Below are 12765 nucleotides of genomic sequence, written 5' to 3'. Positions count from 1 at the left end.
AGCAGGTTAAAAAATTGTTACGGATGGCAATGGCACCGAACAGGGAAATATTAGAGAACAGATTTGGTATGGGTTGATAGTTTATGTTTGTGAACAAGTTGAGATAATGAAAATATTAATCATAATTTTATACAAATTAAATAATGAGCAATCAAGACTTAACTGATTTTCTTTTTGGCGCTTCAAGGGAAATCGAAAATGAATATCATAGGATACAAAAAAGAGCAAAAGAAGACCCTGGTACGGCCGGTGATCAGGGTGAGGAAAACTGGGCTAGCCTTTTAAAGAACTGGTTGCCACCCATTTTTCAGATTGTTACTAAAGGCAGAATCATAGACAGTAAGGGTAAGGCTAGTCCGCAGGTTGATATTATTGTACTGAAGCCTGAGTATCCGAAAGCGTTGATGGATAAAAAACTATACCTTGCTGGTGGTGTTTTAGCTGTATTTGAATGTAAAATAACTTTAAAATCTGCCCATCTTTCCAAATTTTTCCAAACAGTTGCTTCCATTAAGAACATGGAGCCACTTAGGAGCTACCGAAATATATATGAAGAAACCAATAGTCCAATTTTCGTTGGCTTGCTTGCTCATTCCAGCAATTGGAAAAACGAAGAGCTTATTGAGAGTATTGGTCTGTCAATTTATACCAATGATTTAAAACATGTTACCAAGCCTATCGAAATGCCCGATTTGTTTTGTATAGCTGACGCTTGCTGTTGGATTGCGCAGAAGTCATTAACACCCCATGTCAACCATGAGGATTTGGAATCAGGCGAATGCATAATGACCTCATACTGGTCTGATCAGAGAAAAAGTCATTTTAAAGTTGCGGATAGAGATATTGCGATCCCGATCGCAACAGCGTTAAAAACCATGTTGCATCGTCTGAGCAAAGAACATGAGGGATTAAGGAGTTTGGCCTTATATTTTAAAAATGCCATAAGCTCAGGCGGTGGTGGCATTGGACGGTATTGGCCTATAAAAGAGATTTTTTCAGAACATAATGTCACAGAATTCAAAAAGATTGGAAGGCATCCAAACTATTTTTATCCTGAAGATTTCAAATATCTATAAGAATTTATTATTCCAACCAACTTAAACAAGCCCCAGCCAAATTCAGATACATTAAATAATTACAGATTATGAGTTCCAATGTATTTTATGATAATATCCAGAAATACCTGTTTCAATATGTTGACTTGGTAGAACATTCAAATTCGGTGGGTCTTACTGACAGAGCTGTTCATGCTGAGAACTTATTTTCAGTTCTTCTCAATCTGGTATTCGGTTGGAAACTTAAAAATGCAAATGAGGTAAAAGTGAACCAGAAAAGTTTTGACCTCATTTTTGAATCGGAAGGTATATTCGTTCAGGTCACTACAACCAAATCACATCAAACAAAATTCAACAGTACCGTTAAATCATTTAAGACCCGAAGTTCTGGAGACGGTCAATTTATTGTTCTTTTCATCAGTAAAAAAGTAGATGATCAGTTACTTGCCGCAAAAGTAATAGACGGAGTAACTTATGAAGGCTATGATATCCCTAAACTATTAAATAAGATCCTATACAACTGTCCTGCACCCGAGAAATTAGAAGCAATTAACAGTTTATTGCAAAAGTCTGTAAGCCCTGTTTTGCTAAAGGAGCAGTCGACGGGTCTGTCAAACTTGCCTGCTGTCATTCCAAAACAAGCAATAAAAATCTATTCTGAAGGTATTTATGTTAAAAGAACGGGTTTAGTTGAAGATCTGTTTGGTTTTGTGCAAACAGAAAGCGGTCTTTTAATCGGAGGCCCAGGTTTTGGTAAAAGTTATATCATAGAAGAGCTTCAAAGGTATTGTACTGCACGGGAGATTCCATGTTATATTATTAGAATAAATGATCTTACGGAAGGTACGAATGAAGAAATTGGTGACGAATTGAAAATGGGAGACAAATGGCTCGAAATGCTGCTGCAATTAAGTCATGAGACTAATAAGTCAATCCTCATATTTGATGCTTTTGATACGGCAAAGGATGAAAGACTGAAGGCAAATATTCTCAAGTACATCAAAAAATCTTTAGATACGCTAAGCAGCAGTTGGAATCTTTTAGTCAGTGTACGTACCTATGATGCTACAAAATCCAGAAAACTGCTTGAACTTTTTCCTAATAAGGACATTCGCAATTCGGTTTCCTGTCGGAATTTCCAAATACCAGAACTTACGGAATTGGAAATTGATGCTGTTTTTGAGACAGCAGAACGTTTTAGAATTTTGTATAAGAAGTTTAATCCACCATTAAAAAAACTTTTGAGAACACCGTATTTCCTAAAGCTATTCGAAAAATTGCTTGATGATGCGAATATTAAAGGCCTTAAATTTAATAGTATTGAGACTGAAGAGCAGTTATTGGAAATTTTTTGGCTTAATAATATTGAAGATACAGTCGATAAAGAGTTATTCCTGTTCAAATTAACATCACAATTGGCACATAGCGCAAGCTTGGTTTGTGACAGGTTATCTATGCTTACAGAGACAAATTCTAAAACCTACGAAGAGTTGACGAGTTTGGGGGTAATAGAAGCTGTTTCAGTAACTAGGCAAAAAATCTCTTTCTCCCATAATATCCTACTGGACTTTGCGATCTCAAAATATCTGCTGAAACAGGATGTAAAGGATCAAATCGCCTACATCCAGTCGAATGAAAAAATGCCATTTATTTTCAGACAAAGCTTCATTTATTTTTACACCAAGTTATACAAATCTAATAATTCTATCTTCTGGCAACACTACCACATCACAGCGGCAAAAGATGAACCTCTATTCAGGTTGCTACACCAAACGACCCTGAATTATGTACTGATTAGTTTTTATTCCACTCCAGAAGACCTAAACCCAATTTTCTCGGGAAAGGATATAGAACAAAAAGCGCAGATGCTACGCAAAGTTTTAGAAGGGATTAGATTTATAACGAAAGGACATTTACGGAAAAAAGACATTGATCTCATATTGAAAATCTCGATGGATTTACACTGGCTGCCTTTGTGGGAAATTGGATTTTTAATTGAGAAGGGAATCAACCTGTATACAGACAATGTAAATAAATCTTATCTCAGGAAATTATCAGATGCAAGCTGCAACTGTTTGGAATTCGTGTTGAACAACAGGATGGATATGAGGTATAAGGCTCTTTTGGATCGAAACGGAGGTATAAGAGGAATTGGGAATATCACAAAAACTTTCCCTTTGAACTTAAGAAAAGGTAAACAGTTGTTTCTTCAGATTTTACCCATACTGAATGAAGACGACTTTCCAATAGATTATTTTTACCACCTCGGTAATCACATCACCGAAATTTATAAGCATGATAAAAAATTAGCCTCCAGGATATATCAGACTTTATATTTCCATTCCGAGACTAGTGATAAGGAAACTAATATGGGTAATGGTGTTATATTGGCACTTCGGAGCAATAGAAAACAGGACTATGGAATGGTATATTATGTGCTGGAAAAATCTTATAAAGATTTATTGAAAATAGATTTTTATCAGGCGATGAAAATGGGGGTTGAGATCGTAAACAAGGTCAATAGCTTTAGGAGGACAACAAAGAGGGAATCAACTTCATTGAAAATTGGAGAAATTGATGCCAGCATCTATTCTGATTATTCCTTTTACGATACTGACCAGGATGACGGTCCATCTTCCCACATAGTTAGGATATTTGAAGTATTGGAATTAAATCTAGCCAGTGCCAATTATGAAACTGGTTTGGCTCAGCTGAGTATGATGATTCCTGAAATAAAGGCAGCGATGGTATGGAGGAAGCTTATAAAGCTTATGGTGACGCAACCAAAAATTACAAAAGATATAGCTTTTGATCTGCTAGTAAACCCCGAATTCTACATTTTTGATGAAACGGTATATGAGGCAGGAGAACTGATTAAAGTAGTATGGCCATATTTTACTACGGGTAAACGTAAAAAAGTAGAGGAGACTATCCTTGGCTTAAAATCTGCCATTGATGAATTTGGCAGGGATGGATTAGCTGAGAGACGTATTAACAAGTTACTGAATTGTATTCCAATCGGCCAAATTATCCTTCAAGCTTCAAAGGATGTCGTTGAGAGAGAAATAGCCCTTGAAAATACTCCCTTAGTTCATGAGGGAGGACTACTAGCTGCAGACGTACGGTATTCGTCGAGAGATGAATTGATCAAACGTGCAGGCTTCAATAAAGCTGATGATTTAGATATGCTAAATTATTCCCGAATAGAGGAAATTGAAGCTTTCAACGATAAGTTTGAGAACAAAGACAATAAATTAACAAAAAAGGATTTCAAATCTGTAATAAGATTTGTTGAATTAATGTTCATCGATGCCGCAAGTTGGACGGAACGTAAAAAGCGACATGCCGAATATGAAATCGGTCGTTTTGCTAAAGTGATATCGAGTCTAGGAAAAAAGTTAAACATCTATGAGCAGAAATTAGTTAAAGCGATAGCAGTTAAATATACCAGCGATAAGGATTATGATGCAGGAGAATATGAAACGGGTGATTTAAAACGTAGCTGGGGTGGATTCAGTCCATCAGCGAAAACGGCTTCTGTGCAAACAATATTAAACCTTGTATATACTTTCAATGATAAGAGCCTACAAAGCTTACTCATAAAACTAATGGAGGATAATGTTCAAATCGTCCGGTTCAAGGCACTTCATGGGCTTGACTATTTTTGGGAGCAGGATAAGGCAATATATTGGGACAAAATCTGTGAGAGAAGTATTTCAGAGACAGATGCCATGTGTTTACATAAGATTCTGATCGCGGTTTGTTATGATAGGATAATGGAACAGGACAGGGATAAAGTCGAAGAATTGGCTAATACTATCATGCTAAAAATGCGAGATGCCGATGATGAGATTGCCAGAGAGGTTTGGCAGGTGCTAATAGTTGTCATTCTGAAACTCGTTCTTCATCATGAAAGTTCCAGAGCACTGGAGCTCATAACCGCTAATCTGGATATCAAAGAATTTTCAAGAAGTATGATTTTTGAAATCATGAACGTTATCGATCCTCATTCGTTGGAGAACGACTATGTCAGTGAACCCCACAAATACGATGTACTCATCAAAATTATCTTAGAAATATTAAATTACAGGTTCGACCGCATTACTACCAATGGGCTTGCCGCAAAAGGCATTGTTGATGAATTTGAGATTATCGATCATGTAATTCAACATCTTTATTTCACAATTGAGAAGGGACGAAAGGGCAACAAAGGAAATGTGGTCGAAGACGCTAATATGAAGGAATTTTATCTAAAAATAAAACCAATACTTGATTTTATAGTGGAACAATCTACTCACATAGAGTCCGGGTTTATGATCGCTCATACTGGATACTATTTCATGCAAATGCTTAACTTTTTGCTGGACTTAGATCCTGAACATATTTTGTATTTGTCAAATACTATTGTAATCTGTGCTGCAAAAAACGGATTCACATATGATAGTTCTACGCTCAGGGAAATTGTTGAACTTACGGAAAATATTATCGCTGACCACAAGGAAATATTATATAAAGATCAAAATTTTAAAAATCTTTTAGTCGTCTTAGATCAATTTTCAAACTCTGGCTGGCAGGAAGCAATGGAGATGACTTGGCGATTAAAGGAAGCTTTTTAAACGTAATTATTTTCTGCTTTCTCGCATGATATTTTTTACAAATATTTCTATAACATGTTGTTGATGTATAAACTTTTTGTTGCAAAAAAAGATATTGGCAAAGCTTATTAAACAAGTTATAAGCCGGATAGTTGAATACTATCCGGTTTATAACTTGTTATGCTATGGTTTAGGCAAACTAAGAAATTGTTCGAATAGAATTTTAGCATAATTATTTCCATATACTTTGAGTATTACACGACTCAATAATATAGGTATGCTATAAATTATTACAAGGGTAATGCCAATATTGCGCAAAACTACATCCGGAAAAAAGTATGAATACGCTACAATTAGAATTGAGAACAAGATTGCCATCACGCAACCTCCCAAAAAATTTCTAAAGAAGCCATATTCAACATTGTGGTTAAATAGCAATGCGTTATCTCTGAGGTTATTCCTAATTTGAGATACTGCAAATACAATTCTTTTCCTTGACGAAATTTCTTCATTCACCTCATCTATTTCATTATGTAGCTCTATACCATAATGATCTCTTATCTTCATTCGCAATTTTTCCTTGATCGAATGCTCAAACTTGTTGTTGCTCCAAAGCAACAAATTTGTGGTTGGCATATATTCTTCTTCTTTAAAATACCACCTTTGAAAGATTTCTTTTGAAAGAACACGATTGAGCTGCGTAAGTACAAACGTTAATGCCGCAGATAACCCAAACGAAGTAAGCAATGGCAAAATGCTTAATATAGGTGTAAGAGTATTTCCATAATTCTTAAGAATTATGGAATGGACCAAGATGTATAATGGAATACAGGTAAGCCCTGTCGGTAATAAACGTGCACGTATAAAATATGAATTCATAAAATGTCGTCTTAAACTTGAACAATATATTGAAATGGTGCTGGCGTTACTATATTATCCCATCCCGGTCTTGGAGGTGCATTGTGGGAGTAGCGCAAACTGACGCCTTTGGTACGATAAGGAACGATGCTTCTTCTAATTAGGGAATTTATAACAATAGGAGAAGGATGATCCGGTTCCCCATTTGCTGCACAGGAAATAATTCCTAAAGGGGCATAAATTTCGGAAAGGATGCCTTGAGAGAGATTATGCCTACTCCCGTGATGTGGAATTTGCAATAAATCTAACTGTTTTAAATCAATTCCTTGCTGTTTAGCGTAATAGATAGCTTTATATAATGCGTCGCAACCGCTGTCACCAGTTAACAGTATCTTTTTTCCAGCAATAGTGATATACAAAACCAAACTCATATTGTTCTCGGCAGAAGTAGATTCTGATACAGCTGCCAAGTTCTCTGTGCTATAGTCCATCGTTTCATGTTTGGTTACCTTAGTACTAGAAAAGGTTTTAGTAGAAGTGCCTTCCAACATTCTAGGGGTTTTATCAGATTCCTGTATTAGACTTAAGTAAAAATCTTTACCAGGGCCTAACACCTTAATCAAGCTGTTTTGGTCGCCATTATGATAATACGATCCTTGGTGAGGCGGGAAAATTTTTATACCCTTTTCAAGGGCAATATTTTCAATCTGATCGGCGTAATCGTACGCTCTTCTGAGACGTTCGACAAAGCTATTGGTAGTTATTCTGCCATCGTGACAAAAACGTTGTAACTCTTTCCAGTGATTCCACGGTCTGTGCATCCAGATTTTTCCAACTTTAAGCTCCTCAACTACCGTTCTCAGTCCTGATGCGTGGTCTCCATCTGGATGGGTTAGGATCACGCGATCAACCTTGTCTGATTTGTAAATTTGTTGAACATGATTCACCATTGCTTCTCCTGCAGGTTTATCACCCCCATCGATTACAACGATTGTCTGTTCATTCCATCTGTTATTGCTGCAGTTTCCAAACCGCATCGCAATTGCATCGCCGCTTTTTGAGTTTGCTCCAACGGCTAAAAAGTCAATTTCTATAGCATTTATCTCCATAGTTTATTATGTTGTTAATTTTAATCTGCCACGGGATAAGCAGACTTTAATCAACCAATAAGCTGAGGAGTTAAGTGCTATATGTTTTTGCTCTGAAGCATGGTCAAAAGAAATTTGTTAAATTAAAAACTTTTATATCTTTGCGCCGTTATTTACGTAAACAATGCAGGTGGTTCCTCATCTCATTGGTTTTACAAATCTTTGCCTGGTCAGATTTCCGACGTCTGAACAGGCTTTTTTGTAAATCCCAAGTTATCTGTTTCAGATACTGTGCCAATCGAAACTTATTATCTAATAAACTTTGCTTTTAGCTGAAAACCATCTGTTTAGCGTATAAAAAGTGGTTTTGTTGTTTTTAAGAGATTTTGGCAGAATATTGCTTTGTGTCATATTTGTTACCTTTAAAATGGATATAATATGACAAATTGGCTTAAATATGATTATCACATTATTTATCATAATTGTTAAGAATATTGAGGGTTGATATAATTTGAAATTTTTAATTTATATCAAGTCTTAAATTATTCTAAAGGATCGTCCGTTAATTTTTCGACTCTGGACAAATCATAAAGTAGGCTTTTTAAGTAAAATAGAACTTTGGAGGAGGGATATTGAAATATCGGAGGGTTCAATTTCTATAACGTATCGTTACTTTGATTCCCCCTTAAATCAATCAAAACCTTTAAATCGTCAATAAATCGGTTCAAGTTTTCCCTCGTATCGCCCACGAAATCCATTAAAAATCCGCGAAATTTGAAATTTTGCGGATTTCTTTTTTGCCTTAAAAATCTTACAACTCTAATAATATAAAACGTGGCAAAGTTACTTCACTTGAAACTTTTCGAAACCTCATTGTAACCAGACATTACTGAATTGCAATAAAATACCTTAAAATTCAATTCAAATACCTGATTTATATGGTTTAATAAATTTTGGACGGCATTTTGATTACCGTCATCCATATTATGGCACGAAAAGAAATCACAATTTTGGAAGACGACAGGGATATCAGGGAAATTTGCACGTACTTTTTTGCAAGTGAAGGATTTTCTGTAAACGGTTATGGCAGCGCTAAAGAATTTGAAGCTGCCCCTCTAAGTACCAAGATCTTTTTGCTCGACATCAGCTTGCCCGACGGAAACGGGCTCGACATCTGTCAAATGATTAAAAAAGATCAGCGTTTTAAAGAAATACCCGTTATCATTATGTCAGCGCACATGACCGAAGCGGCAATAAAGGCTCAACCATGCCCGGCGGAACATTTTATCTCCAAACCATTTAATCTCGACAACCTATTGGCCGTTGTTGATCGTTTAATGGGATAAACGTTGTTACGCATAAGTTTAGCCTATGGCGCATGCTTAAGGAAAACCTTAAATTCAGCACCCTCTCCTTTTTCACTACTTAGAGAGATATCTCCACCAGAGCCATGAAGTAGCTCCCGTACTAAATAAAGTCCTATGCCGTTGCCTTCTATAGAACTTTTAACTCGTTGGAATTTATTGAAGATGCGTTGTTGATTTTCTTGACTAATTCCAATGCCATTATCTTTAACGCTGATTACGGTAAAATTCTCTTTAACGTAAGTTTTAATGGTAACAACTAATGGCCGATGCGGAGAACGGTACTTTAAAGAATTATTAATTAGGTTATATAGTATGCTCCGCAAGTTACGCCTTGCGAAAAAGACTTCGGATACATCCAATTGATACTTGATGGAGGCACCCGCTTCAGAAATCTGTTGCGCCAGAGTTAACTTTACATCTTCCAAAATATTTTGAAAATCTATCAATTCTGAAACGGCACTGTGAGGATGCTCCGCCCATCTGGACTGCATCAACTCCTGCACCATATTCCTCATTTTTTTCACGCTATTATCTAGGTATCCCATCAACTCTGGGAATTTTCCAAAACGCTCTAAACCAGGAATTTTTTTGAGCATCTGTATCGTTAATTCCATAGCCGTAAGAGGCGTCTTGATATCGTGCGCTAGGGTGTCTATCAGCAGTTCATTTTCTGATATCAAACGTTCAAGCTCTCTTAAATCCCGAACCCTAGGCGTAATATCAACAAAAGTGATAATGACCCCGTTGGTTCTTTTTTCCCTTCTGACGATATACGGTAAGATATTCATTTGGTACCACCGTCTATCGATAGTTTGGATTTCTTTTTCCAGTATCTCTCCGCTTGAAATCACCTCCTTAATATTTTCCACTATCGTTGGGAATCGGAAGTTCTCTTTAACTTGTTCAATCGGTTTACCTATATCATCAGACCTTAGGCTAAATTGTTTCATCGCTGGAGGAGTAAATTTCCTCAGCACTAAATCTGCATCGATGAAGAGCTGGGGAATGATCGTATTATTGAAGTAATTCTCCAGTTCTTCATTGAGATTTGTTAGCTCGCTGATCTGTTCTTTTTTGCTCTGCATAGCTATGTTAATTGGACTAGCTATTTAACACCTAACCAGTAGAAAAAGTTTAGCCATCATTTAAGCAACTTACTACAAATACATTAACTGTTTTAAACAATTTAAAGAATGATTAAATTTTAAGCAAAACTAAAAAGAATAGTACTCGCTAATGTGGCGGAATAAATGATTACAAAAATCCAAATTATTGATATTTTACGTATTTTGAAGATAAATATCAACCGATTTGATACATGTAAGAGAATTTTGGAATTATCGTACTTATATTAAAGGCAGGTTCCGTTAGTTAGTTTTAAAAAAAACAAAATTATTATATCTTTCCAGTCATATTGCATACTAAAAATCAGTAAATATATATTGCTTATTCCGTTATGAAAGAAAATTTTCCCATTCCACAAAACGAGTCCGAGCGACTATTCCACCTTTCTTCCCTCGATGTAGATTATACTAGTCTTAACGACAGCCTGAAAGACCTTAACCGGCTGGCGGCAAAGGTTGCAGGTACAGAAATATCTTTAGTTAATCTCATAGATGCATATACACAATGGACCGTAGGTTCACACGGACTTGATCTACAACAAATGAGTAGAGAAGAATCAGTTTGTCAATATACCATTATGGGTGATCAGGGTTTCGAAGTGCCTGATCTTTCTACAGACGAAAGGTTCAACAAAAACTTTTACGTTGATGATCCGCTAGCGTTGCGTTACTATTTTGGCCTTCCACTACAGGATAACGGTGTTAATATTGGTGCACTTTGCGTAATGGACACCAGCCTTAAAACCTTAAGCCCTGAAAAGGTAGAACTGTTAAAAATTATTGGCGACGAAATTGTAAATCGCATTAAGTTTTACCATCGGCTGGAAAATATGCAGCATCGTTTAAATGATGCCAATCAAAATAGCAAGAAAGTAGCACATGATATTAGAGGACCCCTTGCCGGAATTATTGGGCTATCAGAAATGATTAGCCAGCAAGGCAATTCTGCTAACGTTGCTGAGGTGATGGAGTTTATTAAAATGATCCATAGTGGCAGCAAATCACTGTTGGATTTGGCTGATGAAATCCTTAGTCAAAGCGACCTCGAAAAGCCCATTGGCGAAAATGAGCTAAACTTAATAGCTTTAAAAAACAAGTTACTGCAACTTTACCAGCCGCAAGCTACACATAAGAAAATTTTATTAAGTGTGGTGATTAATGAACAGCAGAAAAATGTCATTTTCTCAAAACACAAAGTGCTTCAGGTGATTGGAAATCTCGTTTCCAATGCCATTAAATTTACTCCAGAAAAAGGTAAGGTTAGCGTGGTTTTAGATCTGATATCGACAACTGACCAAACACTATTAGATATCAGCGTTACCGATACCGGAATAGGCATAGCACCCTACCGAATTGAACAAATACTTTCTGGAAGCGCAGAAAGCACCATTGGAACAGGAGACGAAAAAGGTTACGGATTCGGCTTGCCGCTGGTTAAGCACTTGTGCGAAAGCCTAGGAGGAAAATTGACCATTGAGTCAACGGCTGGAGCTGGAACCACATTTCATGCGCAGCTCATACAGCAACCTATTTAAATATAATTTGTACTGTGGCTAGTTGATGTTATTTCTAAATAAACTAGCCCATCAAACGTATTTTGTTGTGGATGATGCGTTTAAGCAAATTCTACCTCCAAATCATGGCTAGTAGCAAAGTAAAGCCAATGCTCTAACCTCAATAAAGTGAGATATTCAATCATTTCAAATATCTGCTTACTCCTATGCGGTGACGATAATTGACAACTGAGGTTTCCGATTGTAAATACAGGTATTTACCCGACAAAAATGGGTATTTACCAAAAAAGCAAAACCGATATCACGCTGTTATAACCTTACAACAAAAATAGAATGTTATGGAACAAACAGCATTAATTACCGGGGGAACAAGTGGAATCGGTTTGGAGTTAGCAAAGCTATTTGCGGCAGATGGCTACCAATTAATTTTAGTAGCTCGGGATCAGGAAAAACTGGATCAAACGGCAGCAACCTTAAGGAATGAGTATCAAGTAAATGTTATTACAATAGCGAAAGATTTATTTAAACCTGAAAGCGCTTTTGAGCTTTACGAAGAGGTAAAAAGCAACGGAGTTGAAGTTGATGTATTGGTAAACGATGCTGGTCAGGGCGTTTATGGATTATTTACTGAAACAGATTTGCAGAGGCAACTCGATATTATCCAGTTAAATGTAAATAGCGTTGTGGTACTCACCTACCATTGGTTAAAAGATATGGTTGATCGTGGGCATGGCAAGATACTGAACCTATCTTCTATAGCAGGTAAAATACCTGGTCCTTGGCAGGCAGTATATCATGGCACCAAAGCCTTTGTACAATCATTTACCGAAGCAATTAGAAGTGAAGTAAAAGACAAAGGCATTACCGTAACCGCACTGTTACCAGGGGTTACAGCTACCGACTTTTTCAACAAAGCTGACATGACGAGTTCAAAAGCAGTACAGGATAAGGATGACATGGCCGATCCGGCAGATGTAGCTAAGGATGGATACGAAGCACTTGCTCGAGGTGAACACATGGTGATTTCGGGATTGAAGAACAAATTTCAAGTTGCAATGAACGCCGTGGCCTCTGATGAAACTGCAGCAGACAGAATGGGCGAGTTTCAGGGCCCTGTAGAATAAATTTATCAAGCGCTTTACATGAAAAATGCAATTTCCAAAT

The 12765-nt window shown here is 36.8% G+C and carries 8 protein-coding genes; 5 read left to right on the top strand and 3 right to left on the bottom strand.

The window, feature by feature from the left end:
- Positions 1-143: 143 nt before the first annotated feature.
- Together ACY2A0_RS16170 and ACY2A0_RS16165 are read left to right on the top strand one after the other, a co-directional pair.
- A complete protein-coding gene (locus tag ACY2A0_RS16170) occupies positions 144-1076 on the top strand; it encodes a DUF6602 domain-containing protein (protein ID WP_461790407.1) in 933 nt (310 codons plus the stop codon).
- A 68-nt stretch (positions 1077-1144) separates the two neighbouring features.
- Positions 1145-5671 carry an SMEK domain-containing protein gene (locus ACY2A0_RS16165; protein ID WP_461790406.1) on the top strand — a complete coding sequence of 1509 codons (4527 nt, stop codon included), beginning with the start codon at positions 1145-1147 and terminating at the stop codon, positions 5669-5671.
- Between the two features lie 162 nt (positions 5672-5833).
- Here ACY2A0_RS16165 and ACY2A0_RS16160 read toward each other — a convergent pair whose 3' ends face one another.
- On the bottom strand, positions 5834-6529 hold the full coding sequence (locus tag ACY2A0_RS16160; RefSeq protein ID WP_461791698.1) for a hypothetical protein: 696 nt from the start codon (positions 6527-6529) through the stop codon (positions 5834-5836).
- 11 nt (positions 6530-6540) lie between these two features.
- Complete coding sequence (locus tag ACY2A0_RS16155; RefSeq protein ID WP_461790404.1) at positions 6541-7617, bottom strand: ComEC/Rec2 family competence protein; 1077 nt, start codon at positions 7615-7617, stop codon at positions 6541-6543.
- A 965-nt stretch (positions 7618-8582) separates the two neighbouring features.
- Between ACY2A0_RS16155 and ACY2A0_RS16150 the strand changes: the two genes are divergently transcribed.
- Entirely contained in the window at positions 8583-8942 is a 360-nt protein-coding gene (locus tag ACY2A0_RS16150; RefSeq protein ID WP_461790403.1) for a response regulator transcription factor, read from the top strand.
- Between the two features lie 23 nt (positions 8943-8965).
- Here ACY2A0_RS16150 and ACY2A0_RS16145 read toward each other — a convergent pair whose 3' ends face one another.
- Complete coding sequence (locus ACY2A0_RS16145; protein ID WP_461790402.1) at positions 8966-10048, bottom strand: sensor histidine kinase; 1083 nt, start codon at positions 10046-10048, stop codon at positions 8966-8968.
- A gap of 371 nt (positions 10049-10419) precedes the next feature.
- Between ACY2A0_RS16145 and ACY2A0_RS16140 the strand changes: the two genes are divergently transcribed.
- On the top strand, positions 10420-11622 hold the full coding sequence (locus tag ACY2A0_RS16140) for a GAF domain-containing sensor histidine kinase (RefSeq protein WP_461790401.1): 1203 nt from the start codon (positions 10420-10422) through the stop codon (positions 11620-11622).
- Positions 11623-11939: 317 nt separating this feature from the next.
- Positions 11940-12725: an SDR family NAD(P)-dependent oxidoreductase gene (locus ACY2A0_RS16135; RefSeq protein WP_461790400.1), complete on the top strand. Its 786-nt coding sequence runs from the start codon at positions 11940-11942 to the stop codon at positions 12723-12725.
- The last annotated feature ends 40 nt before the right edge of the window (positions 12726-12765 follow it).

Source organism: Pedobacter sp. (genome assembly GCF_965249885.1).
Taxonomy (GTDB): Bacteria; Bacteroidota; Bacteroidia; order Sphingobacteriales; family Sphingobacteriaceae; genus Pedobacter.
Note: the sequence above shows the minus strand (reverse complement) of the source record. Positions and strands in the feature narration are given on the sequence as shown.

Excerpts from the sequence above, each read along its gene's own strand:
- ACY2A0_RS16150 (WP_461790403.1), top strand. The coding sequence starts at position 8,583 with ATGGCACGAAAAGAAATCACAATTTTGGAAGACGACAGGGATATCAGG.
- ACY2A0_RS16155 (WP_461790404.1), bottom strand. The coding sequence starts at position 7,617 with ATGGAGATAAATGCTATAGAAATTGACTTTTTAGCCGTTGGAGCAAAC.
- ACY2A0_RS16140 (WP_461790401.1), top strand. The coding sequence starts at position 10,420 with ATGAAAGAAAATTTTCCCATTCCACAAAACGAGTCCGAGCGACTATTC.
- ACY2A0_RS16170 (WP_461790407.1), top strand. The coding sequence starts at position 144 with ATGAGCAATCAAGACTTAACTGATTTTCTTTTTGGCGCTTCAAGGGAA.
- ACY2A0_RS16145 (WP_461790402.1), bottom strand. The coding sequence starts at position 10,048 with ATGCAGAGCAAAAAAGAACAGATCAGCGAGCTAACAAATCTCAATGAA.
- ACY2A0_RS16165 (WP_461790406.1), top strand. The coding sequence starts at position 1,145 with ATGAGTTCCAATGTATTTTATGATAATATCCAGAAATACCTGTTTCAA.
- ACY2A0_RS16160 (WP_461791698.1), bottom strand. The coding sequence starts at position 6,529 with ATGAATTCATATTTTATACGTGCACGTTTATTACCGACAGGGCTTACC.
- ACY2A0_RS16135 (WP_461790400.1), top strand. The coding sequence starts at position 11,940 with ATGGAACAAACAGCATTAATTACCGGGGGAACAAGTGGAATCGGTTTG.